The organism is Pseudarthrobacter sp. TRD_SC_9, from assembly GCF_055361265.1.
Window position 1 is genome coordinate 598,725 of the sequence record NZ_CM143956.1, and the last position, 21,415, is coordinate 620,139.

Genomic DNA, 21,415 nt, shown 5'->3' on the forward strand with positions numbered 1-21,415 from the left:
CGTTCGCCCCTGTAGAGGCGCGGACTACATGCCCAGCGCGGCCTCGATGGGGCCGATCGCGAAGAAGAGCACAAATGCGGCAGCCACGGCCCACATGAGCGGGTGGATGTCGCGGGTCCGGCCCTGTGCCGTGCGGATCACCACGTAGGAGATGAAACCTGCACCCAGGCCAATGGCGATGGAGTACGTGAACGGCATCAGGGAGAACGTAAAGAACGCCGGGATGGCGATGCCCCAGTCCTGCCAGTCGATCTTGCCCACCTGCTGGACCATCATGAAGCCCACAACCACCAGGGCGGGGGCCACGGCTTCGAAGGGCACCAGATTGATCAGCGGGGTGAAGAACATGGCCACCAGGAACAATAGGCCTGTGACGATCGAGGCCAGGCCTGTCCGGGCGCCTTCGCCAATGCCGGCGCCCGCTTCGACGTAGATCTGGTTGGAGGAAACGGAGGCACCGCCGCCAACAATCGCTCCCAGGGCATCAACCTGAAGAACGCGGTCAACATTGGGGATGTTGCCATGTTCGTCTACGCTGCCCGCCTCGTGTGCCAGGCCCACCATGGTGCCCATGGCGTCGAAGAAGATACTGAGGAGGATCACGAAAGCCAGCAGTGAGGCCGCTACGACGCCAAGGTGTTCAAAGGCGCCCAACGGGTTGGCCTTGCCGATCAGCGAGAGATCCGGAGCCGCCCACCCGGTGAACGTGGGTGCCACCAGGGACCAGCCCTGGGGGTTGTAGGTGCCTTCGCCAACGCTGGGCCCGATGCGCAGCGTTGCTTCGAGGATCACGGAAATGATGGTGGAGGTGATGATCCCGATCAGGATCGCACCTTTGACCTTCCGGACCAGCAGCACGATGGTCAGGAGCAGGCCGAAGACGAAAACCGCCGTGGGCCAGCCCAGCAGCTTGCCGTCAAAGCCCAGGCCCACCGGTACCGTGGTGCCAGCCGCGTCCGGGAGGCGGCGGACAAAGCCCGCGTTGACCAAGCCGATCAGTGCGATAAAGAGGCCGATGCCTACCACGATGGCCCTCTTCAGCCCGTCAGGAACGGCCTTGAACACTGCGGTCCGGAAGCCGGTGAGGACCAGGATCAACATGGTCACGCCGGCGAGGACCACCAGGCCCATGGTGTCCGGCCATGTCAGCTCAGGGTTGGTGGCTACGGTGACGGCGACGAAGGCGTTCACCCCGAGGCCGGTGGCGAGGGCGAACGGGTGCTTCGCCCACGCGCCCATCAGGATGGTCAGAATGCCGGCAACGAACGCGGTCACTGCAGCGACGGCGGTGAAGCCAAGGGTATTGCCGCTGGAGTCCGGTCCGGAGAGGATCAATGGGTTGAGGACCACGATGTAGCTCATGGCAAAGAAGGTGGCAAAGCCGCCGCGGACCTCACGGGAGAAGTTGGACCCCCTCTCGGAAATCATGAAATACCGGTCCAGTGCAGAGCCCTGCTTGAGCATTAGTCCTCCGGAAGAGTGATTGGAATTACCTGCATCCTATGGCTCCCGGGCCCGGGCAACCGGCATATTCGCCTAGTCTGTAAGGAAGCCAACACAAGGGAGCTATACCCTCATGCCTTCCACCCGCCGTCCGTCAGCCGGAGTTTCCGCCTTGCCGGCAGTCGTCCTTGCCGCCGTGGTCTTTGCCGGCGCACTGTTGACCAGCGCATTGTTCGGCGCCGTACTGTTTACTGCCGAGCCGGCATTTGCGCACGATGCCGCCGAAGGATCAACGCCCACCAACGGTGAGGTCGTTGCCTCGGTGCCGGCTAAGGTCTCGGTGACCTTCAACAACAATCCGCTGGGGCTCGGCGCGTCAATGTCAGTCAGGGATTCCTCCGGCACCGAGTGGGCGGACGGCGGCGTGCAGATCGCAGACAATGTGGCCTCGCAGCCGCTGCGGCCTGGCGCCCCCGCAGGTGCCTACACCGTGAGCTGGCGGGTGGTCAGTTCGGATTCGCACCCCATCGAGGGGACTTTCGCCTTTACCGCGGCCGCAAGCAGCGAGGGAAGTACGACGGCGGCAGTTACGGCTGCGCCCTCGGCTACCGGTCCGGCGTCGTCCGCTGTTCCCACCGCAGGCACGGTTCCCACCCTGGGTACCGCTCCGCCGGGAGCCACTTCTACCCCTGAACCGGTGGCCACCTCTTCCGAGCCGTTCCCCTGGAGCATTGTGGGGTTTGCCGTCGTGGCGCTAGGCCTGCTGGTGGCTTTGGGCGTCATGGCCCGCCGCCGGCTCCAGGCCGGCGACGAGGATTCCGAGTAAGGCTTAGCGGGGGGGCTCGGTCAGGCCGGTGCCGGCAGGGCAGCGAGCCCGCCTTGGCTGTAGCCGGAATCGGAGGCCACGGTGGCAGAGATTGCCTTGCTGACGGTCTTGGCTTGGCGGAGCACTTCTTTAGGGGATGGAACGATCAGCTCGCCCACGCCCACCAGGTAAAGGCCGATCGCGCGGAGTGCCGCGGCCACGTTCTGGCCCACTGCCATGCCCAGCTCCGCCAGCATGCGCCGGAGCTGGCTCTGCGCGCAGCGGGTGAGCACGATGTTGTCCGCCAGCAGGATGCCCGTGGCGGTGTGGACTTCCCATTGCGGCGGCGTTGTGGCGCCCGGGACAACGTCGGCCAGGAACAGGCGCGAGGCGCGGGTGGCACTGCGGATATCCAGCCGGTGGCTGGCGGCATATTTGCGCAAGTGCCGGAAAATCTCATTTCGTTCAATAAGGGTCGCCGAAGCTGATGAATCGCAGCGGGGCAATGACGCTGTAATGGGGCCCGGTTGGGCTCCGGGGGTATCCAGCCCGTCCACGACGATCGCTTCCACGCCACGCCGGCACAGTTCCGAGGCCACCGCCAGCCCGGAAAACCCGGCGCCGATGACCACGGTCGTAGTACGTTCGGTTCCGCTTACAGGCATGCTCGCCACCACACAGTTCCTCTCAAGAGAATCGGAAGTACAGGCATCTTTACCCTGCACGCGCCGGGATACCCCCAAGGTTCGGCTGCAGTTCCTGGCCCGGACATCTTGCGATGTTCCGAACCAACAGTGCAACGAACAATACAGAACAAAACGGGGCCTGGGTAGCCCCACTTCTTCAACTGGGAAAACGTGTGCTGGACCGGCGGGCACCGCCCCGGAGATCCTTCGGTTGGCCGCCTCGCAGGAGCTTGAAAGTGGGAGAATAGGAAGAAGCGAGGCGGTTGGCAACGGATCAGCCGGCGTCTGGCAGAATAGCGGCAACATCAGGCAGTATCGCAAGGAGGCGGCCCCATGGGAGCACAGGAGATCCATCCGGACCCGGCCAGGGACGACCACCGGGATCCAGCGGGACCTACCGGCATCGTCGTGGGTGTTGACGGCTCGGAGCACGGCCAGTGCGCCCTCATCTGGGCTGCGCGGGAGGCTGAACGCCGTCGTCGTCCCCTTCACATCGTTACGGCCTACTCCGTGCCCATCTTCGCAGCTTCCGGGCTCGACGGCGGTTACGCGACCGTCGATGATTCGGTAATCCGGGAGGGTGCTGAATCCGTCCTGCGCCATGCAGTGGACAAGATTTCCGGCTACAACGTCGACGCCGATGCCACCGTTGAAAATGGCGACGCGGCGGGGGTACTGCTGGATATTTCCGAATCGGCGGAACTGCTGGTGGTGGGAACCCGCGGACGCGGCGGCTTTGTGGGCAGGCTGCTGGGCTCCGTGAGCAGCGCCCTGCCTGCCCACGCGAAATGCCCCACGGTGACGGTCCCGCTCAGTTGTGCTCCACGCCTGGGCGAGGAAGTTACGGACAAACGTGCCAAGGCAGACGTCGCGAAGGAGGGGTTACGGCCCGTTGAGAACGTTGTAGTGGTGGGTGTGGACGGTTCCGAGCAGGCCCGGGTGGCGGTTCTCGAGGCCGCAAGCCAGGCCGAACGGCTTGGAGCAAAGCTCCGGGTCATCTGTGCAGTTCCGCAGTACACCGGCTCGCTCGCCTGGGTCCCTGCGCCCATGGACCGCACGGCACTGTTCGCGGACATCAGGACCCAGCTGGATGCCGGCGGCCGCTGGTTGAAGTCCCACTACCCGGACCTGCCCATGGAGTATGAGCTCCTGGACGGCTCACCGGTGGACGTGCTGGTGGACCAGAGCCGTCACGTTGAGTTGGTGGTGCTCGGAACCCGGGGCCGTGGTGGCTTCGCCGGCATGCTGCTCGGCTCAACCTCGGACGGCGTGCTGCATCATGCCAAGTGCCCGGTGATGGTGGTGCCGGACCGCGAGGACCATCGCCTCGCGGACCGTGAACAGTTTGGTCCCATCCCGGCTGTTTAGAGCTGTCGCGTCGCTTAGTAGCGGGCGGCGTAGCCGTAGGCAGGCTCCATCGACCGCAGTTCCGTGACGTCGATGCCTTCAGTCGGGTTCAATGCCTGCACCACACGCCCGCCGCCAAGGTAGATGGCCACGTGGTAGAAGTTCCCTTCACTGCCCCAAAAGAGCAGGTCTCCCGGCTGGGCCTGCGACATAGGCACCTTCACCGGGGCATGGGTGTACTGGGGTGTTGCCGTCCTGGGCAACAACTTGCCGGCTGCGGCGAACGAGGTGTAGACCAGCCCGGAGCAGTCAAAGCCGTAGGGCCCGGTTCCGCCCCACTGGTAGTAATGCGGTGCGCCGACTTTGCTCAGGGCAACGGAGACGGCCGTCTGGTTGGAACCTCCGGGAGCGGGCGCCTGCGGAGGTGCCGGAGCGGGTGGAGGAGCTGGGTCCGATACATGAGGGGGTACGGGCGCTGCGGGAGGCGCAGGTGCAACCGGCGCCGGCGGCGCAGGTGCGGCCGGCGGCGGTGGCCCGGGTGCAACCGGCGCCGGCGGCGCGGGCGCTGGTGGGGCCGGTGCCGGAGGAAGCGCCGGGCCAGGCCTGTTCCCGCTGTTGGTATTGCCGCTGTTGCCGCCGATGCTGTTGCTACGATCTGCACTCCGCCCTGCCTGTTCGGCGGCGGCCCGTTCCGCGTCCGCATGCTGCTTTGCCAGCCGCAACTCCGCCCGTTGTTGCTCCAGGCCGGCGATGCGCTCAGACTCGAGTTCCGCCGTCGTATTTCTCAGAGTTGCCAGTTGGCTGATCAGCACGGTGCGTTGCGCCTGCGCGTCGGCGACGGTCTTCGCCTGGGCTGCGTTGGCCTCTTCAGCCTGGGTCTTGCGGATCTCGGCCGTGGTGGCTGCCTCATCCGCTGCCCTGCGGGTTTCGGCTGCTGTGGCGGTGAGCGATTCAGCGGCAGAGGCGGCTGTTTCCGCGGATTGGAAAGCACGGCTGCGGTTGGCGGAAATGGCTTCCAGGGTGGCGGCCTGCTGCAGGGCATCACCATTGCCTGACATGAAAGTCCCCAGGGATGGGTTCAGTCCGCCATTGCGGTACAGGTCACCGGCCAGCTGGCCCACCTCTTTGCGGGTGAGCTGCTGCCGGGATTGGGCTGCTTCGGCTTTGGTGGCGGCAAGATCAGCGGCAGCCCGGCGGTTCTGAAGTTCAACCAAGGCTTCGCTGTAGGCATTGTTTGCCTGCAGCGAGAGGGTGAAAGTAGCTTGTTGGGAGGCGACCGCGGCTTCCAGGATCTGCTCGATCTTGCTGACCTGCCGGGCGCTGGCGTCCTCATCGGACTTGGCGGCGGCAATCTCTTCAGCGGAGGGGACATCCGGGGCGGCAGGTACCAGGATCGGCTGTTGAGCTACCGGGGAAGCGGGTGCCGCCTGTGCAGGAAGGCCGAACGCGCCGAGGAGGGCGATGACGGTGCAGAGCACGGCTGCCTTCTTTGCCGAGCTGACCGCTGCCGTCCTCACTACTGCACTGCCGAATTTGGCCGTGCCGGCACCTTTGGCCAAAACCATACGCTGAACCTCGCTGGATCGGGCCGGGAACAGCGAGGTTGGGTTGGCACATTGGCATTGCCCCTCGGCGGATCATCCCGGCTCACAAGAGGCTACGTGCCCAAAAGCCACTTTGGCAACATTGGTCACATCAATAACATAAACAACACCGGTGTCATTCCGCGGGATTTTGCGCCCGGCGTGTCCGGCTAGGCGTGCTGGTGCGACTCGTGTTCTGAATGGCTGGCCGGTTCCAGTTGGAAGGTGCAGTGCTCCGTATCAAAGTGCGAGCCCAGGCAAGTGCCCAGATGGTCCAGTATCTGGTCCGTTCCGTGCGCGTTGAGCATGGCATCTTCCACCACGATGTGGGCCGAGAACACCGGCACACCGGAGGTGATGGTCCAGATGTGGATATCGTGCACGTCCACTACGCCCGGAACAGTCAGAATGTGCTCGCGGATCATCTGGACTTCTACACCCTTGGGCGTTGCCTCCAGCAGAACATCCACCACATCCCGCAGCAGGCTCCAGGCCCGGGGAAGGATCATGACTGCGATCACCAGTGAGGCGATGGTGTCCGCTGCCTGGAATCCGGTGGTCATAATGACGATCGCGGCGACGATGACCGCCACCGATCCCAGCAGGTCCCCGAGCACCTCCAGGTAAGCACCGCGGATGTTCAGGCTCTCCTTCTGGCCGCCACGGAGGATCAGCAGCGACACCAGGTTGGCCAGGGCACCGAGCACCGCAGCCCCGAGCATGATGTCCGTCCGGACCCCGGGAGCCTCCCCGAATCTACGGATGGCCTCAATGACGATCACCACGGCTATGACGATCAGGATCAGCGCATTGGCCATGGCCGCCAGCACCTCGGCGCGCTGGTAACCGTAGGTGCGCAGTTCACTGGCCGGCCGGGTAGCGATCCAAGAAGCCAGCAGCGCGATGAAAACGCCGGCGGCATCGGAGAGCATGTGGCCGGCGTCGGCGAGGAGGGCCAGCGACCCCGAAAGAACGGCGCCGATAATCTGGATCAACACCACGGCCAGCGTGATCGCCAGCACGATGACCAGGCGCTTCCGGTGCCTTCCGGTGCCGGTCAGTCCGTGGGTGTGGCTGTGATCATGTCCCATGTGCCTAGGTTATCGCTGCCGGAAGGGCGCTGGAGCCCAGCAATGTGTGTCCTTTAGCCCCAGCCCAACTGGTGCAGCCGCTCGTCATCAATACCAAAATGGTGGGCGACTTCGTGGACCACGGTGACTCCCACTTCCTCGATGACCTGCTCGCGGGAACTGCAGATTTCCAGGATGGGCTTGCGGAAAATGGTGATGCGGTCCGGCAGCGAGCCGGTATCCCAGGACGAGTCCCTGTCAGTGAGCGGCGTGCCTTCGTACAGCCCCAGCAAAACGGTGTCCGGATCCTCGTCGGGGCCGGGCTCGTAGTCGTCCTCGACAAAGACGGCCACGTTATTCATGGCCTGGGCTACTTCGGGCGGGATTCTTTCCAGGGCCTCGGTGACGGCAGCCTCAAAGTCGTCAGAGCTCAGCTCGAAAGGCTGCGCCGGGCCGGGATCGATGGGCAGGCCGGGCGGAAGGTGGCTGGACATACTGATGACTCTAGCCGCGCGATGCTAGCTGCGGGTACGGGAGCGCCGCCGGGTCAGTGCCACCCCGATCAGGCAGAGAACGCCACCGGCCAGCCCCCAGATGGTGGGTACTTCGCCCAGCAGCAGCCAGGAAATGAGGATGGTGGTGCCGGGAACCAGGTAGGTGGTGGCGGCCAGTTTCCCGGCGTCGATCAGGGACAGTGTGTACGCCCACGTGGTGAATGCTATGGCGGTGGGGAAGACTCCAAGGTAGAGCAGGCCCAGCGTGGCCGGCAGTTCCGCCTGCTGGAGCTCGCCAATCAGCTGGCCCGTGAAAGGCAGGCAGCAGATGGTGCCCACCATGATCCCGAACCACGTCGCCTGGCCCGCGGGAAACTTCTTCAGTACCGGCTTTTGGACGATGACGCTGACAGAGGCGAGCACGGCGGCGAGCAGGCACAACAACACACCCGTAACGTCCGCCGTCGAACGTTGTCCGGAACCCAGCGCGATGAGGGCGACGCCGCTGAAGGCCACCACGCTCCCGATCAACAGCCAGCGCGGGAAGCCCTCCTTGAGGAAGAGCGCGGCGAGGATAGCCACCACGATCGGGCTGACATTGATCAGCAATGCGCTGGTGCCGGCGTCGAGCATGTGTTCCGCGGCGTTAAGCGCCACGTTGTAGCCGCCGAACCACATCACGCCGTACGCCAGGATGGGCCACCACTCACGGCCCTTTGGCAGGGTACGCAGCGTGGGCAGCACCACCAAGCCGAGCACGACGGCGGCGACCGCCAGCCGTCCCAAGGTCAGGGACCCCGGTGAGAAGGTTGGTCCTACCGCCCGGATGCCGACGAAGGCTGAGGCCCACAGTACAACCGTGGTGATCATGGCCGCGATGGCCAGCGGCGGCACCTTCTCAGGCGTGAGGGCAGGTGCCGGGACATTTTCGGGGGCCGTTGCCGTAGTCACTGGTTCGGCGGTGGGCGGATTTGCGGGGGAGGCGTTGATGTTGCGCCCGGGGGTGCTGCTCATGAATCCAATGTAGTTCCTGGCGGCCATACTGATCCGGCGGAAATCGGACAGGTCAGCACAAATTACTGCCAATGCCGCAGACTGCCCCGCGTCCCCGCTCCAAGGCCCGGCTTGTGCCCTACCGGTTGCCCTGCCCTTTACCCTTCCCGGCCCACTCAAGCAGGCGGTCCAAAGGCCACGTGTTCACGATACGTTCCGCCGGAACCCCGTTGCGTTCAGCGCGTTCAGCCCCGTACTGCAGGAAGTCGAGCTGTCCGGGAGCATGCGCGTCGCTGTCGATGCTGAACAGGCAGCCTGCCTCGACTGCCTGCTGGAGGAGGTTGTCAGGAGGATCCTGGCGTTCGGGGCGCGAGTTGATTTCCACCGCCACATCGTTGTCCACGCAGGCGGCAAAAACCTTGGCGGCATCAAATTCAGACTGCGGCCTTGTGCCCCGCGAGCCCTCCACAAGCCGGCCTGTGCAATGGCCCAGCACATTGGTGCGCGGATGCGTGATGCCACCCAACATGCGCCTGGTCATGGTGCCGCGATCTGCCCGGAGCTTGGAGTGCACACTGGCCACCACTACGTCCAACTGCTCCAGCATGTCCGGAGACTGGTCCAGTTCCCCGTTCTCCAGGATGTCCACCTCGATGCCGGCGAGGAGGCGGAAGTCGGCACCGCCGTCGTTCTCAACCTCCTTGGTGATGGCCGCGTTGATTCTCTTCACCTCTTTGAGTTGGGCGGTCAGGCGCTCGGCGGTGAGGCCGTTCGCGATGGTGAGGTTGGGGGAATGGTCCGTCAGGGCGAGGTACTCGCGGCCCAGGAGCCGCGCGGCATCAACCATCAGGGGGATGGGTGAGCCGCCGTCGGACCAGTCGCTGTGGCTGTGGAGGTCGCCACGAAGCGACCCGCTGATTGTGCCGCCGCCGGTAGCCAGGGGCTGGGCGGTCCTCTCGCGAAGCTCGGCAAGGTAGTCAGGAACCTTGCCGTCAACGGCCTCGCGGATCACGGTGTACGTCCGGTCGCCAATCCCCTTCATGGACTTCAGCCTGCCGTTCCGGACCCGGGCCTCAAGCTCTGCCTGGTCCAGCGTCGCGATGGCGGCGGCGGCCTTGCGGAAGGCCTGGACCTTGAACGTAGCGGCGCGCCCCCGTTCAAGCCAGAAGGCGATTTCGTTGAGTGCGGCGACAGCATCCATCTGACCATTTTGCACCCTTCGTGCGCAGCCCGTCCGAAGCTGCGCAGGCCCGGCCCTTACCCAGGTCCGTGGAGGCGGTTCATTTAGAGCGGCCTCCACGGCCGCTTCCAGAGCCACTTCCGGGGCCGCTTACAAGGGAGCCCGGGCGGATTTTGGATAATCCCGGTGAAGGCCCTATAGTTTTAGAGTCCAGTTCGGAGAAATTGCATGGATGAAGACGGAGAGCCCCGGCTCGAAGCCTTTTATTTTTGCCTCCGTACTGAGTTCAGGCCCCCATCGTCTAGCGGCCTAGGACACCGCCCTTTCACGGCGGCGGCACGGGTTCGAATCCCGTTGGGGGTACGCAAGGAACTGGTCCGGCAGGCTGGAAAAGTCTGGTAGGCTGGAGCCCTTGAAAAAAAGCGGTAGCGATGCCGCGGAGCAGTAAAAATGCAGCAAATGCAAGGCCCTGTAGCGCAGTTGGTTAGCGCGCCGCCCTGTCACGGCGGAGGTCGCGGGTTCAAGTCCCGTCAGGGTCGCTTTGATTGCCGGAAGAGATTCCGGCCTTCATGGTGACATGTCACCTAGGCTCTGTAGCTCAGTTGGTAGAGCGTTCGACTGAAAATCGAAAGGTCACCGGATCGACGCCGGTCGGAGCCACATTTCGGCAAGCTCAACGCAAGCAGCTGGAACCCCGCTGTCCCCAGTGTTTACCTGGGAACGGCGGGGTTCTTTCGTTATTTCATAACAGAGCGATTTTGTATGACTCAGCTCTTATTGGCCATGTTTTGACGCAGACCCCTGCTCCGTAGACGCCGAATGCTTTGGCCAGTTCTCGCCGGTTGGTGGATATTGTCGCGATCAGCGATAGAGCAGCGGGTCATTGCGGAAGCCCGCTCCGGATGAGCGGCCGCCCCGTGATGGGAAATCCGCTGGTATGGAAGGCGCTCCGTGGCCCTGGTCCCTGGACCACGGAGCGATGTGTACGGCGTTTCGTGGCGGCGCGCCAGCCAAGGCTTCGCGTCCATGAGCGCCGTTATAGACCGCGGCGATCGTCGAGAACCTCTATTGTCAGGCGCCCTTACTGCTGGGTGTCGTTCTGGGTGCCTGATGCTCCGAAGAAGGTCAGTAGTTCCTCTGTGACGAAGTCCGGGTTCTCATCGGGAAGCCAGTGGCCGGATCCGGGTACTTCGACGGCTCGGACGAGCTGTGTCATGAGCGGCTCCACGGTCGTGCGGGTGGAGGGCAAGATCCCTTCAGCTGTGAGGAGCAGCGTGGGCATGGCAATTGGTGCTGAGGCTCTGTTGTCGCGCTCGTCCTGTTCCAGGGTCCTGTACAGCTCGAAGCCGCCGGTGAGCGCTTCGGGCGTGGTGTAGGTCCGGGCGAACTCGTCCAGCTGCTGATCGGTGAAGGGCGACGGTGCTCCCGTGCCGCCGAAACTCTCTCCGCCGTAGGCCACGTATCCGGTGAAGAGTTCGATGTAGTCACGCACGTCGTTGCCGACGACAGCTTCCGGAATCTCTTTTTGATTGTGGAAGGACAAGTGCCAGCTGAAGGACAGGAAATCCTGTGCGCTGAGGGCTGGTCCGGGTAGCGGGTAGTCCAGGTGTGCGTATCGCATGACGTCTTCGGGGAACTGGGTGGCGTACTGGAATCCAACGCCGGCGCCGAGGTCGTGGCCTGCCAAGTTGACCTTGTCCAGGCCGAGCTCATCTGCGATGAGGCCGTGAACGTACTTCGCGAGTGTTGCCTTGTCGTAGCTCGGTGGTGATCCCTCGCTGTCACCGAGCCCTGGTAGGTCAACGGCGTACACGGTGTAATGCTCCGCCAGCGCCGGCATGATCGTGTACCACGCGTACCAGGACTGCGGCCACCCGTGTAACAAAACCAGCGGTTCCCCAGTACCGCCGGTCACGTAGTGCATGTTCACGTCGTCAACCTGAGCTGTTCCGTGACGGAAGGTCTGGTTGAACGCTTCATCGTCATCCACCGCAGAGTCAGATCCTGCTGGTGAAGACTCGATTGAGTTCGTCGATTGGGATGTGGATGTAGTGGTGAATTCGGGTGATGTATCGGTACTTGAGCATCCTGCAGCTGTGAGAGCAAGGGCAACAAGCGACGCCTGGACCTTCCATGTGCGGTAGGAAGCGATCGCTGATGATGGAACCGATTTGGTCATGTTTACCTCCGTGACACAGCGTCGGCTGAAAGTATGCGTCCTTGCAAATTTATTTGCAGATCCGCATTATGGTGTGATGAGCATCGAGGAGATGGACGTACTGTCAGCAGTCGGACCGAGGCTGCGAGAGTTGCGGAAGGCGCAACGATTCACTCTGGTTGCGCTGGCGGCAGAGTCAGGGCTTGCGACGAGCACTTTGTCCCGGCTTGAGAACGGGAAGTTGCGGCCGACGTTGGAACAGTTACTTCCTTTGGCGAGGGTGTTCAATCTGCCGTTGGATGATCTTGTCGCCGCTCCCCTGACGGGTGATCCGCGGATCCATCTGCGTCCAATGCGGCACTCCGGGCTAACCTTCATTCCTCTGGCCCGCCGGCCCGGCGGAATTCAGGCATACAAGATCGTGTACCCGCCGTTAGGCAAGGAATCGACACTGAAGCGTCAGACCCACGAGGGGTACGAATGGTTGTATGTCCTCAATGGGAAGGTCAGATTGTTTCTTGGTGCCGAGGAGTTCCTGTTGGGGCCCGGCGAGGCGGCGCAGTTCGATACACGTACCCCGCATTGGATCGGTAGCGCGACGGAGCAGCCGGCCGAAGTTATCACCCTCATGGGTACACAGGGAGAACGCACCCATCTGGCCGTCACGTCAAAGTGACCCTGAAGCCGGTGATACATGCGGCTAACGGCAGAACCGGATGGACGTTGGTCGGTCATCACATCGACGCGCCCGCTCTGACATTCCGCTTTATCATTTCTGACAAGGCCCGCGCCTCAGGGTTCGCGGCGGAGAACGACGATGTTATCCGTGACTACTGCCAGGGTCACTCCATCAACTGGTGACAGTGCTGTTCGGGTCCGGGCAGTGACGGTCAGGGCCTCCCAGCCTTGATCAAGGCCTATCCCAGCGCGAGTCTGCTCTGCGGTGGGGTATGTTGCGTCCGTATTCCATGACCAGGGCGCCGTTGAGGCGTGGTCGATGATGATGAGCAGTCCGCCGCTGCGGATCTGCCGCGCTGCGCGATGGATAATCGCGCTGCGGTCAACGCTCACCGGTGATTGGAAATAGCAGCCAAAGACAAGATCGAACTCCCCGTCTGGAATGACCGAAGCCAGGTCAGCCTGGACCGCATTCACGCGACCGGCGGTTAGCGTCCGCCGGGCAAGATCATTGAGTCGGCGGGCAGCGGTGGCGGACGCGTCGGCCGCTGTTACGGACCACCCTCCGCGGGCGAGCCACAGCGCATCGCCTCCGCGTCCGGACCCTAACTCCAATGCGTGGGACTGCTCATGATGAGGCGCAAGCTCACCGACGATCGTGACGAAAGCGTCGTTGGGGTCAGGAATCCCCGAAGGTGGGGCACTTCCGGCATAGTGCGTTTCCCAGAAGCGTTCACTCTCGGACCCGTCCGTGGTGTTCATACCCGAACGTCCCAGGACTGCCGCGCGGCCGCGACATCGTCGAGGACAAGACTATGATTGATTGCCCCGGCTGCAGCGGCAGCAGCCCCGATCGAGATCGGTACATTCGCATAAGGGTTGGCAACGTTGCCTGCCGCCCAGATCCCCGGGATGCTCGTTTGCCCAGTGCCGTCGAGCTGCAGGAACTCCCCGCCGGGCATGGGAACCTTCTTCGGCTCAAGTGCCTGCAGGAAGTGATCGGCGGGAACGAGTCGGGGGGCGGTGAAGATCGCCGCCAGACTGACGTGTCGACCGTCCGCCATGTCCACCCCGGATAGCGTTCCATCACTGCCGGCACTCACCTGCGCGACGGCCCCTTCAACGACCTCGATGCCACGTGCCTCGAAGTTCTTGCGGTCCTCGTCGATCGGCGCCTCTACATGATCAGTGAGGTAGACGATCTTCTCGCTCCACTGTCTGAGCAGCTGAGCTTGAAAGACACTCCCCGGCCCGGTAGCGAGGATGCCGATCGCCTGATCACGCACTTCATAGGCATCGCAGTAAGGGCACACCGCCACGCCGCGACCCCAAAACCGCTCGAGGCCCTCCACGGCAGGAAGTTCATCTCGTCCGCCCGTGGCCACGAGTACCCGTCGAGCCGTCTCCACACCGCTATCGGTGCTGACCTCGAATTCACCGGCAGTGCCCCTAATGCTTTGAACCACGCCGGTACGGATCACACCACCGTATTGCTCGACCTCGCGGCGCCCGTCGGACATCAAGACGGCAGGAGCAGTACCATCCCGACCGAGAACGGCGTGCATGTGATGCGTGAACCTGTTCCGTGGTTGCCCTGTATCAAGAACAAGTACCTGGCGACGAGCCCGCACGAGAGTCAGCGCCCCGCTCAATCCCGCCGATCCGCCACCGACAACGATCACGTCCCATACCTGTTTGCTTGTCATACCGTAAGGATGGCGCTCACTCTCTCGCAGAGTGAAAAATTTTTGCAGTACTGCAAATTAGGACCAAGGCGGATCAATTCTCCGTCCATCAGCTGATGCACAAAGCTGCCTTATGAGGTGGCCGCCAGCATCGCGTCAGGTCAGATAGCGGATACGGACGTCAACGCCGACAATTGAGTTGGTCGACCTGGAGCATGCACAAACGGAAGGGGCCGCACCTAACGGTGCAGTCCTTTGTCGGGTTGTCGTCCCTCGGTTTACCAGACGCACGCCGGTGCCCTTAGCCTTAGCTGGAGTTGTCAGCGTAGCCTTTGGAATGAGGTAAGGATCAATATGAGAATTGCAGTAACCGGTGGCAGTGGAAAACTTGGCCGCCACGTAGTGCGCAGGCTGAACAATGACGGCCACGAGGTGCTAAACCTGGACCGGGCCGGGGAAAGAAGCTCCACTGTGGCAATAGTGGACCTCCGTGAGTATGGCCAGGTCCTGGATGTACTCCTCGGGCTGGAAGACCGGCATCAGGGCTTCGACGCCGTCGTCCACCTGGGAGCGGTCCCTGCCCCTGGCATCGTTCCGGACGCCGCTACCTTCGAGAACAACATGCTTTCCACCTATAACGTCTTCCAGGCCGCGCGCAGGGCCGGGATCAAAAAGGTGGTGTATGCCTCCAGTGAGACGGTGCTGGGCCTGCCGTTCGACGCCGACCCTCCCTACATCCCGGTGGACGAGGAATACCCTGCCAGGCCGGAAAGTACCTATTCGCTGGTGAAGCATCTGGAAGAGCAAATGGCCATTGAACTCACGCGCTGGGACCCGGAATTGAGTATCACCGCCCTGCGCTTTTCCAATGTGATGGATGCAGAGGATTACGAACGGTTCCCGTCCTTTGATTCCGATGCGCTGCTGCGGAAATGGAACCTGTGGGGGTACATCGACGGCCGCGATGGCGCCCAGGCGGTGGCACGCGCTTTGGACAAGGGCAAGCCCGGCTTCGAGGTGTTCATCATCGCCAACGCGGACACCGTCATGACCCGTTCCAGCGCCAGCCTGGCCGCTGCCGTCTTCCCCGACGTCAGGGTGACAAAGGAGCTGGGCGAGCATGAGACCATGCTGTCAATCGATAAGGCGCGGCGTCTGCTGGGCTTTGAGCCGGAGCACACCTGGCGTGACTACCAGCCAAGCCGTACCACTCCCACAGAGGACTAGAAAACCGAGTTGCCAACAGCTGACAGCACGACTCCGGAAGGCAAAACCGATGATCCTTCTTTTTGGTTTCAAGACAGCCGTTAAGGCGCTGGCCGGCAAGTCTGCAACCTGCCAGCGCTGCCGCTTCTTCGGCCACCACCACCTTGAGGAGCGGGCCACCAAATTCACGCTCTTCTTCATCCCGGTCTTCACCACGTCACGGTCCTACCTCATCACGTGTGCTAACTGTGGCTACGCTTCCAGCATCTCCGGCAGGCAGAAGCGCGCGCTGGAACTTCGGCGCTAGGAGGGGCCGCCGTCCTCTTCTGGCCGTCGGCCAGCAACAAAATTCCCTGACGAAATCTGCCGCTTGACCTGCTCGAGTTCCTCTTTCAGCACGTCAACGGTGGCACGGTATTTTTCGAACTCCGCCATGCGGCGTCTTGCCACGGAGAAGCTGATGACAGCGGCGATGATGGCAAACGGGAACGACACCAGCAGGGCCCAGCCAGACGCCGCAAAGAAATCAAGCGCCACGGGAAGTGCGGCCTTGAATGTCAGGAAGTCGTTCACGCCGCCCGCCATTCCGGCCAAAGCAGAGTCCAGGGGACCCAGGAACTGCCCCACGAGGGGCGTCTCGGCTAACGACGGAACGGTCAGCTGAGCATCCCCCTCTGGAGACCAACGCGGATCTCCGATGTGGTTCAGGACGTAGACCCCGGCACCTGCGTTGAGGGCTGCGAAGAGCAGGACGGAACCAACCACAGTCCAATGGAGGCGCCGGGGACGCCAGATACCGGCAACCAACCCGAAGGCCAGGGCGGCAACCCAGGGAAAGATGCGGAGTTGGTCGTGGCTTATGCCGCCCAGTAGATCCAAGGGATTCCCGTGCCTTTACAGTTCCATGATGCTTGTTCCGGTCCCGAAGAAGCCTATCCCGGCAGTGTCGGCCAGCTCCCAACCAAAATCGGTTCAGGCCCCTGCCGCGGCCCTAGACACGATGTCCTGGCCAAGGGATAGGGTTGAAGCAATAGAAGGGGGAGTGCCTCATGGAATATCCGGACCCGCAATCCGAACCCGGTGTGCTTGTTAATCCCGGCCGTACTGAAACTTCCGGCAGCACGGCCGCACCAGCCAGTGCCACACGTTCTGTCGCTGCCGGCACAGTTGCTGCCGCGGAGGTGCCGGGGGCCCGCGGACGCACTGTTATTTCCGAGACTGCAGTGGAAAAGGTTGCCGGCATTGCCGCCCGTGCCGTGCCGGGTGTCCACTCGCTTGGCACCGGATCCACCCGTGCGCTTGGCGCCATCCGTGAAGCCGTGGGCAGTTCGGACCATGCTGCCGGCGTCCATGCCGAGGTCGGTGAAACCCAGGTTGCCGTGGACATCAACCTCGTCGCCGACTACGGCACACCCTTGCACTCCTTGGCCAACGGGGTCCGCGCCGCCGTGTACCGCGCCGTTGAGGAACTTGTGGGCCTGCAGGTCATCGAAGTGAACGTAGAAATTAACGATGTCTACATTGCCGCGCCGGCAAGGCCCGGCGCTGACCGGGAGGTACTCGCGTGAGCCTGACAGTAGTGGGTATTGCCGCCGGCGCCTTCCTTGCCTTCATGTCCTTCGCCTTCGGGCCCTGGGGTTTCCTGGCATCGGTGCTGTTTATGGCCATCGGCGCCCTGCTGGGCCGTGCAGCCGAAGGGAAACTGGACCTGCGAGGGGTCCTGGACGCCATCACCGGCCGCCGCTCTTCCTCATGAGCATGGCAGCTGGGCCGGTAACGCAGCCAGGCGGCCCGGACACCCCCGGCACCGGCCGCCGGCTGAACGGCCACAACCGAATCAGCACCCAGGCGCTGAGCAGCCTCGCGAAGGCCTCAGCTTCCAAGGCACTTGGGGTGCCTGCCCACGAGATCCGCGTGGACTGGGCGGACGACGACGGCCTGCTGGCCCTGTCCCTTGTCTCGCCTGTGCTGGTCCCGCCGCTGGCAGCCGTCGCCCGGGATAGTGGCCGGCTCCGCGGATTCGGCGGGTCTATTCTGGACCGCGTTGTGGCGGCAAAATCTGACATCCTGGGCAACGTCACAGCACTGAGCGGTGCTCAGCTTAGCAGGGTGGATATCCGGATCAGCGGAGTAAAGATTACCAATGGCGGGAGGGTACGTTGAGCCTGGATCACGAGCAGTTGCCCGCGGAAGCCGCCTCGGAAAGGAACGCGCAGACCTCCAATGGCTTGGCCGTTGACCTCGACAGGGTGGTGCGCCGGGAGATGCGTCCCACCCGCGCCTTCGCTGCTATCCTGGCTGCCGTTCTGGTCGGACTGGCGGCCACTTACGGGCTGCTGGAAGCAGGCGTTCATGCAATCGGCCAGCCCGCATGGCTGATCGAACCGCATCTGGCCGCCCAGCGCATCACAGCGCTTCCCGACGGGATTTCCCCTGCGCTGCTGGGCGCTGCAGGCGCCGTAATTGCCATGGCGGGCCTCTTTTTCCTGCTGCAGGCAGTGCTCCCCGGCCGTCGCGCGCGCCACGTATTGGACGGAGGGCGGTTGGGCATTCCCACCGAGTCCGTTGCCGTTGTGGTTGACGACGAAACCATCGCTTCGGCCCTTGCCCGGCGCGCCAGACTTGCTGCCAACGTCACACCGGAACAGGTGATGGTGGTGGTCTCGCAGAAGCAGGTGCTGGTCAACGTGCGGCCCACTTCCGGGGCGCCTGTCAGCGCAGACGTAATCCTGGCCGCTGTCCGCGATGAACTGGAAGACATGGCTCCGCTGCCGCTCCCTGACGTCCGCGTGCTCGTGGCCAGTTCCGGGGTGATTGGCGCATGAACAGCACACCGCGGGTCCTGAACCGCGTCCTGATCGGCATCCTTGGCGTGAAATTGTTGGCCATTGGCGTCCTGTTACTGCTGCTCGCCGCCGTTCCTGCTGTCGCCGACTGGTGGCAGGCGTGGTCGGCCGAGGCATGGGGGGCGGCTTTGCAAGCCTTCGAGCGGACGCCCCTGCCGGGTCGCCGCGAGAGCTGGCTGTGGATGGTCGTGGCGGCAGTCCTTGCCCTTGTTATTGGTCTCCTCATCGCCTGGGTGGCGCAGCAGGGCAAGGGCAGGGCTGATCTCCTGGTCGCCCCGCGGGATGACGGCGATGTCCCGGGAACCATCCGGATTGCCGGAAGTGTTGCCGAACAGGCCATCAGAGGGGCATTGGCCGGGCGTGCTGACCTTGCCGGGTCTTCCGTCGCCACGTACAGCATTAAGGGCAGCCCGGCGCTGCGGGTCCGGCTGCACCCCAGGCAGGGGGTTGCTCCGCAACTGCTGGCAGCCGAGGTCGCCGAACTGGTACAGGCGCTGGAGGACCTGGTGGGCCAGCGGATACCCGTCCTCATCCACATCAGTACCGGCGCGCGCACGCGGTTGAGCCGGGCCGAACGAGTGCGCTAAAAGGGAATGCCGGCGCCATTGGCATCTTCCGGCGGTTTATCCGAGCCGGTCGGGGAGCAGCCTGCCAAGCAAACCCGCAGCCGTGGCGTCGTCGACGAACTGGTACTCCCTCCCTGCCAGCCGGATGTCCTTGGCCAGCTCGTCCAACTCCGCTGCGAAACAACCCAGAACCGCCTTGGCCGCGTCACCGCTTTCCCGCAGGATGGCGGCGGTATGCGGCGAGCCGCAGTTATCGGCGCTCCAGGCAGACGCTGAACGGAGGCTCGTCGCATTGCGCTCCAGCGTCCAGGCAAGGGGCTGGATGGCCAGAGGGTCAACATGGATCGGGTTGCTCACTGCTACATCGTCCCCATTGCAGGCTGGCTCTGCCAGTCACCCCGACAAGCCTGTGGATAAATCCGCCGCTACCTCTTCCGGAGCCAGCTTCGGATTATCAGGAGTTCGACGGCGGCGTCCACGAGGTAGATCTTGCTGATCCGCCCCCGTGCCGCATAGGTAATGTCGATTGCTGCCAACGTGGCGGCAGTCCCGATCCCCAGAAATTTCGCGTAGCCCACACCACCGGGTTGGTTGGCCGCCCGAAGCTGGGCCACGCCTACGGTGATCAACAGGCCGGCTACCGTGCGGACCAGCCACTTGTCCGTCTTGGGGCCCGTTACCGCCTCGAAACTGCGCATGTGGGCCAGCGGCCAGATCCCGCTGGCCACGTTGAAACTTCCCTGGAGCTTGGCGGCTTTTGATGGCACCACGTGTCCTCCTACCGGACTTTCACTTCATTTGGGCATCCGCGGCAACTGTGAGGTAGACGGTGCAGGCAGTCGGCACCGCAGCAGTTGTACCGGCGTCGGAAGTGCTGGAAAGCAGCGCGGTGTAACCCTCCGGGAGTTCTACCGGAGCGGCGCCCATGTTCGCCAGGACCAGGATGTCGCGGTTATGGAAGGCCAGGACGCCGCGCTCGGGATCATGGGCATCGGCCCAGCGGAAGTCGCCGGATCCCAGAGAATGACTGCGCCGGAAATTCAGCGCCGCGCGGTAAAGCTCCAGGGTGGAGCTTTCGACGCCGTCCTGGAGATCCGCTGCCAGCTCGCCGAAGGATTCCGGCTGGGGCAGCCATGGGGCGGCAGGCTGCGGCGCTGAGGAAAAACCATAACCCGGGGCTGCGGCCTGCCAGGGGAGTGGAACCCGGCAGCCATCCCGTCCCCTTTCAGCGCCCAGGGTACGGAAGAAAGACGGATCCTGGCGGGCGGTGTCTGGCAGGGTGGCGTGCTCGGGCAGCCCCAGTTCTTCGCCTTGGTAAAGGTAGGCGGAACCCGGCAGTGCCAGCGAAACCAAGGTGGCGGCGCGCGCCCGGGCGAGTCCGAGTTCCGGGTCCGGCTGTTCGTCTCCTTCGCCGATTCCCTTGGGAAACGTCGTTGGATTCTTCAAGCCGAAGCGGCTGGTGTGCCGGACAGTGTCATGGTTGCTGAGAACCCAGGTGGAGGAGGCGCCCACCGTGGCAGCGGACACGAGCGAGGCCTCGATGGCCGCTGACATCCTGGAGGCATCCCATCCGGACAGCAGGAAATCGAAGTTGAAGGCCTGCTGGAATTCGTCCTTCCGGATGTAGCGCGCCAGCCTTTCGGCCGGTTCAACCCAGGCTTCGGCGACCATCATTCGATCGCCGTCGTAATCCGCCAGTACCTGGTGCCATGCACGGTAAATTTCATGGACGCCGTCCTGGTCAAGATACGGCGAGGGCGGCATCTGGGGTGAGCCGGCACGGTGTGGTTCTTCTGCATCAGAGTGGGCACCAGGGGCGTCGCCGGGCTCGATCTCCTCAGTCCGGCCGCCTTCCACCATGGCGGCCGCACCCGCCCAGTCGGGCAACCCTTCCGCCTTGACCAGGCCGTGGGCCACATCGACGCGGAAGCCGTCTACCCCGCGGTCCAGCCAGAACCGCAGCACGGAGCGCATCTCGTCATGGATCTCGGGATTGTCCCAGTTGAGGTCCGGCTGCTTGGTGTCGAAAAGGTGGAGGTACCACTCACCCGGGGTGCCATCGGCCTCGGTGATCCGGGTCCACGCCTTACCGCCGAAAATCGACTGCCAGTTGTTGGGCGGCAGGAGGCCGTCGCCCGAACCCGGTACCTGATCCTTGCCGGGCCGGAAGATGTACCTGCTCCGCGCCGGGGATCCGGGCGGTGCGGCGAGGGCTTCCCGGAACCAGGCGTGCTCGTCAGAAGTGTGATTGGGAACCAGGTCAACAATGACCTTAAGGCCCAGACCGTGAGCCTGTTCCAGCATCACATCGAAGTCGTCCAAGGTGCCGAAGATCGGGTCGACGGCCCGGTAGTCAGCGACGTCGTAGCCGGCATCGGCCTGCGGAGACCGGTAGAAGGGGGACAGCCAGATAGCGTCAACGCCCAAACGTTTGAGGTGCACGAGCCGTTCCGTCACACCTCGGAGATCGCCCAGGCCATCACCGTTGGCATCAGAAAATGAACGCGGGTAAATCTGGTAGACGACGGCGTCAGCCCACCAGGTGTCGAGCTCTGAACCGGGGGTGGGGATCGTCGCTTGCGGCATAGGTCTCCTTCAGGGAACAATTCTGTGTAAACGCTTGCATTTCTTCCAATAACCTTACTAGGGTGATGGTCACCACATCAATGCGGGCC

At 63.5% G+C, this 21,415-nt stretch carries 24 protein-coding genes and 3 tRNA genes; 13 read left to right on the forward strand and 14 right to left on the reverse strand.

Features of this window, described 5'->3' with window-relative positions:
• Positions 1-24: 24 nt before the first annotated feature.
• Positions 25-1,464 carry an NCS2 family permease gene (locus ACWA13_RS02845; RefSeq protein WP_463936679.1) on the reverse strand — a complete coding sequence of 480 codons (1,440 nt, stop codon included), beginning with the start codon at positions 1,462-1,464 and terminating at the stop codon, positions 25-27.
• A gap of 112 nt (positions 1,465-1,576) precedes the next feature.
• Here ACWA13_RS02845 and ACWA13_RS02850 point away from each other — a divergent pair, with 112 nt between their 5' ends.
• Entirely contained in the window at positions 1,577-2,269 is a 693-nt protein-coding gene (locus ACWA13_RS02850; RefSeq protein ID WP_463936680.1) for a copper resistance CopC family protein, read from the forward strand.
• Positions 2,270-2,289: 20 nt separating this feature from the next.
• Here ACWA13_RS02850 and ACWA13_RS02855 read toward each other — a convergent pair whose 3' ends face one another.
• A complete protein-coding gene (locus ACWA13_RS02855) occupies positions 2,290-2,913 on the reverse strand; it encodes an NAD(P)-binding protein (protein WP_463936681.1) in 624 nt (207 codons plus the stop codon).
• A 354-nt stretch (positions 2,914-3,267) separates the two neighbouring features.
• Between ACWA13_RS02855 and ACWA13_RS02860 the strand changes: the two genes are divergently transcribed.
• Positions 3,268-4,302, forward strand: coding sequence for a universal stress protein (locus ACWA13_RS02860; RefSeq protein WP_463936682.1), 1,035 nt, complete (start codon positions 3,268-3,270; stop codon positions 4,300-4,302).
• A 14-nt stretch (positions 4,303-4,316) separates the two neighbouring features.
• Here ACWA13_RS02860 and ACWA13_RS02865 read toward each other — a convergent pair whose 3' ends face one another.
• The 5 genes from ACWA13_RS02865 to ACWA13_RS02885 all read right to left on the reverse strand — a co-directional run bounded on the left by ACWA13_RS02865 (position 4,317) and on the right by ACWA13_RS02885 (position 9,622).
• Entirely contained in the window at positions 4,317-5,846 is a 1,530-nt protein-coding gene (locus ACWA13_RS02865; protein WP_463936683.1) for a C40 family peptidase, read from the reverse strand.
• A 188-nt stretch (positions 5,847-6,034) separates the two neighbouring features.
• Positions 6,035-6,955, reverse strand: coding sequence for a cation diffusion facilitator family transporter (locus tag ACWA13_RS02870; protein WP_463936684.1), 921 nt, complete (start codon positions 6,953-6,955; stop codon positions 6,035-6,037).
• A 53-nt stretch (positions 6,956-7,008) separates the two neighbouring features.
• Entirely contained in the window at positions 7,009-7,428 is a 420-nt protein-coding gene (locus tag ACWA13_RS02875) for a metallopeptidase family protein (protein WP_463936685.1), read from the reverse strand.
• A gap of 24 nt (positions 7,429-7,452) precedes the next feature.
• Positions 7,453-8,298, reverse strand: coding sequence for a DMT family transporter (locus ACWA13_RS02880; RefSeq protein ID WP_463937999.1), 846 nt, complete (start codon positions 8,296-8,298; stop codon positions 7,453-7,455).
• Between the two features lie 262 nt (positions 8,299-8,560).
• Positions 8,561-9,622: a PHP domain-containing protein gene (locus ACWA13_RS02885; protein WP_463936686.1), complete on the reverse strand. Its 1,062-nt coding sequence runs from the start codon at positions 9,620-9,622 to the stop codon at positions 8,561-8,563.
• A 269-nt stretch (positions 9,623-9,891) separates the two neighbouring features.
• Here ACWA13_RS02885 and ACWA13_RS02890 point away from each other — a divergent pair.
• The 3 genes from ACWA13_RS02890 (at position 9,892) to ACWA13_RS02900 (ending at position 10,261) form a co-directional block, all read left to right on the forward strand.
• Positions 9,892-9,964 (forward strand) — tRNA-Glu (locus ACWA13_RS02890).
• A gap of 102 nt (positions 9,965-10,066) precedes the next feature.
• Positions 10,067-10,140 (forward strand) — tRNA-Asp (locus ACWA13_RS02895).
• Positions 10,141-10,188: 48 nt separating this feature from the next.
• Positions 10,189-10,261: transfer RNA gene (locus ACWA13_RS02900), tRNA-Phe, on the forward strand.
• Between the two features lie 421 nt (positions 10,262-10,682).
• Here ACWA13_RS02900 and ACWA13_RS02905 read toward each other — a convergent pair.
• The gene (locus tag ACWA13_RS02905) at positions 10,683-11,591 is read right to left on the reverse strand and encodes an alpha/beta fold hydrolase (protein ID WP_463936687.1); all 909 of its coding nucleotides are present in this window, start codon (positions 11,589-11,591) and stop codon (positions 10,683-10,685) included.
• A 187-nt stretch (positions 11,592-11,778) separates the two neighbouring features.
• Between ACWA13_RS02905 and ACWA13_RS02910 the strand changes: the two genes are divergently transcribed.
• Entirely contained in the window at positions 11,779-12,435 is a 657-nt protein-coding gene (locus ACWA13_RS02910; RefSeq protein ID WP_463936688.1) for a helix-turn-helix domain-containing protein, read from the forward strand.
• Positions 12,436-12,551: 116 nt separating this feature from the next.
• On the opposite strand, the gene ACWA13_RS02915 is transcribed toward ACWA13_RS02910, so the two are convergent.
• Both ACWA13_RS02915 and ACWA13_RS02920 read right to left on the reverse strand, forming a co-directional pair.
• Complete coding sequence (locus ACWA13_RS02915; protein WP_463936689.1) at positions 12,552-13,199, reverse strand: class I SAM-dependent methyltransferase; 648 nt, start codon at positions 13,197-13,199, stop codon at positions 12,552-12,554.
• On the reverse strand, positions 13,196-14,143 hold the full coding sequence (locus ACWA13_RS02920) for an NAD(P)/FAD-dependent oxidoreductase (RefSeq protein WP_463936690.1): 948 nt from the start codon (positions 14,141-14,143) through the stop codon (positions 13,196-13,198). Before ACWA13_RS02920 ends, ACWA13_RS02915 begins: the two co-directional genes overlap by 4 nt.
• A gap of 333 nt (positions 14,144-14,476) precedes the next feature.
• Here ACWA13_RS02920 and ACWA13_RS02925 point away from each other — a divergent pair, with 333 nt between their 5' ends.
• Positions 14,477-15,349: an NAD-dependent epimerase/dehydratase family protein gene (locus ACWA13_RS02925; protein ID WP_463936691.1), complete on the forward strand. Its 873-nt coding sequence runs from the start codon at positions 14,477-14,479 to the stop codon at positions 15,347-15,349.
• Positions 15,350-15,398: 49 nt separating this feature from the next.
• Entirely contained in the window at positions 15,399-15,635 is a 237-nt protein-coding gene (locus tag ACWA13_RS02930; protein ID WP_463936692.1) for a zinc-ribbon domain-containing protein, read from the forward strand.
• On the opposite strand, the gene ACWA13_RS02935 is transcribed toward ACWA13_RS02930, so the two are convergent.
• A complete protein-coding gene (locus tag ACWA13_RS02935) occupies positions 15,632-16,207 on the reverse strand; it encodes a hypothetical protein (protein ID WP_463936693.1) in 576 nt (191 codons plus the stop codon). The two genes, ACWA13_RS02930 and ACWA13_RS02935, sit on opposite strands and share 4 nt — an antisense overlap.
• Before the next feature lie 170 nt (positions 16,208-16,377).
• On the opposite strand from ACWA13_RS02935, the gene ACWA13_RS02940 reads away from it, so the two are divergent.
• From ACWA13_RS02940 to ACWA13_RS02960, 5 genes are all read left to right on the forward strand, one after another.
• Positions 16,378-16,896, forward strand: a complete 519-nt coding sequence (locus ACWA13_RS02940) for an Asp23/Gls24 family envelope stress response protein (protein WP_463936694.1) — start codon at positions 16,378-16,380, stop codon at positions 16,894-16,896.
• Complete coding sequence (locus ACWA13_RS02945; protein ID WP_463936695.1) at positions 16,893-17,084, forward strand: hypothetical protein; 192 nt, start codon at positions 16,893-16,895, stop codon at positions 17,082-17,084. Before ACWA13_RS02940 ends, ACWA13_RS02945 begins: the two co-directional genes overlap by 4 nt.
• Positions 17,085-17,086: 2 nt before the next feature.
• A complete protein-coding gene (locus ACWA13_RS02950; RefSeq protein ID WP_463938000.1) occupies positions 17,087-17,491 on the forward strand; it encodes a hypothetical protein in 405 nt (134 codons plus the stop codon).
• A 65-nt stretch (positions 17,492-17,556) separates the two neighbouring features.
• The gene (locus ACWA13_RS02955; RefSeq protein WP_463938001.1) at positions 17,557-18,153 is read left to right on the forward strand and encodes a hypothetical protein; all 597 of its coding nucleotides are present in this window, start codon (positions 17,557-17,559) and stop codon (positions 18,151-18,153) included.
• Positions 18,150-18,761 (forward strand): hypothetical protein, encoded by a 612-nt coding sequence (locus ACWA13_RS02960; RefSeq protein ID WP_463936696.1) that lies wholly within the window; start codon positions 18,150-18,152, stop codon positions 18,759-18,761. The genes ACWA13_RS02955 and ACWA13_RS02960 overlap by 4 nt, the downstream gene beginning before the upstream one ends.
• 36 nt (positions 18,762-18,797) lie before the next feature.
• Here ACWA13_RS02960 and ACWA13_RS02965 read toward each other — a convergent pair whose 3' ends face one another.
• From ACWA13_RS02965 to ACWA13_RS02975, 3 genes are all read right to left on the reverse strand, one after another.
• Entirely contained in the window at positions 18,798-19,097 is a 300-nt protein-coding gene (locus tag ACWA13_RS02965; RefSeq protein WP_463936697.1) for a hypothetical protein, read from the reverse strand.
• 68 nt (positions 19,098-19,165) lie between these two features.
• On the reverse strand, positions 19,166-19,510 hold the full coding sequence (locus ACWA13_RS02970) for a hypothetical protein (RefSeq protein WP_463936698.1): 345 nt from the start codon (positions 19,508-19,510) through the stop codon (positions 19,166-19,168).
• 19 nt (positions 19,511-19,529) lie between these two features.
• Positions 19,530-21,326, reverse strand: coding sequence for a glycoside hydrolase family 13 protein (locus ACWA13_RS02975; protein WP_463936699.1), 1,797 nt, complete (start codon positions 21,324-21,326; stop codon positions 19,530-19,532).
• Between the last annotated feature and the right edge of the window lie 89 nt (positions 21,327-21,415).

What these genes read in the sequence shown, in the direction of transcription:
- ACWA13_RS02845 (WP_463936679.1), bottom strand. Translation starts at nt 1,464, where the DNA reads ATGCTCAAGCAGGGCTCTGCACTGGACCGGTATTTCATGATTTCCGAG.
- ACWA13_RS02850 (WP_463936680.1), top strand. Translation starts at nt 1,577, where the DNA reads ATGCCTTCCACCCGCCGTCCGTCAGCCGGAGTTTCCGCCTTGCCGGCA.
- ACWA13_RS02855 (WP_463936681.1), bottom strand. Translation starts at nt 2,913, where the DNA reads ATGCCTGTAAGCGGAACCGAACGTACTACGACCGTGGTCATCGGCGCC.
- ACWA13_RS02860 (WP_463936682.1), top strand. Translation starts at nt 3,268, where the DNA reads ATGGGAGCACAGGAGATCCATCCGGACCCGGCCAGGGACGACCACCGG.
- ACWA13_RS02865 (WP_463936683.1), bottom strand. Translation starts at nt 5,846, where the DNA reads ATGGTTTTGGCCAAAGGTGCCGGCACGGCCAAATTCGGCAGTGCAGTA.
- ACWA13_RS02870 (WP_463936684.1), bottom strand. Translation starts at nt 6,955, where the DNA reads ATGGGACATGATCACAGCCACACCCACGGACTGACCGGCACCGGAAGG.
- ACWA13_RS02875 (WP_463936685.1), bottom strand. Translation starts at nt 7,428, where the DNA reads ATGTCCAGCCACCTTCCGCCCGGCCTGCCCATCGATCCCGGCCCGGCG.
- ACWA13_RS02880 (WP_463937999.1), bottom strand. Translation starts at nt 8,298, where the DNA reads ATGATCACCACGGTTGTACTGTGGGCCTCAGCCTTCGTCGGCATCCGG.
- ACWA13_RS02885 (WP_463936686.1), bottom strand. Translation starts at nt 9,622, where the DNA reads ATGGATGCTGTCGCCGCACTCAACGAAATCGCCTTCTGGCTTGAACGG.
- ACWA13_RS02910 (WP_463936688.1), top strand. Translation starts at nt 11,779, where the DNA reads ATGTTTACCTCCGTGACACAGCGTCGGCTGAAAGTATGCGTCCTTGCA.
- ACWA13_RS02915 (WP_463936689.1), bottom strand. Translation starts at nt 13,199, where the DNA reads ATGAACACCACGGACGGGTCCGAGAGTGAACGCTTCTGGGAAACGCAC.
- ACWA13_RS02920 (WP_463936690.1), bottom strand. Translation starts at nt 14,143, where the DNA reads ATGACAAGCAAACAGGTATGGGACGTGATCGTTGTCGGTGGCGGATCG.
- ACWA13_RS02925 (WP_463936691.1), top strand. Translation starts at nt 14,477, where the DNA reads ATGAGAATTGCAGTAACCGGTGGCAGTGGAAAACTTGGCCGCCACGTA.
- ACWA13_RS02930 (WP_463936692.1), top strand. Translation starts at nt 15,399, where the DNA reads ATGATCCTTCTTTTTGGTTTCAAGACAGCCGTTAAGGCGCTGGCCGGC.
- ACWA13_RS02940 (WP_463936694.1), top strand. Translation starts at nt 16,378, where the DNA reads ATGGAATATCCGGACCCGCAATCCGAACCCGGTGTGCTTGTTAATCCC.
- ACWA13_RS02950 (WP_463938000.1), top strand. Translation starts at nt 17,087, where the DNA reads ATGGCAGCTGGGCCGGTAACGCAGCCAGGCGGCCCGGACACCCCCGGC.
- ACWA13_RS02960 (WP_463936696.1), top strand. Translation starts at nt 18,150, where the DNA reads ATGAACAGCACACCGCGGGTCCTGAACCGCGTCCTGATCGGCATCCTT.
- ACWA13_RS02975 (WP_463936699.1), bottom strand. Translation starts at nt 21,326, where the DNA reads ATGCCGCAAGCGACGATCCCCACCCCCGGTTCAGAGCTCGACACCTGG.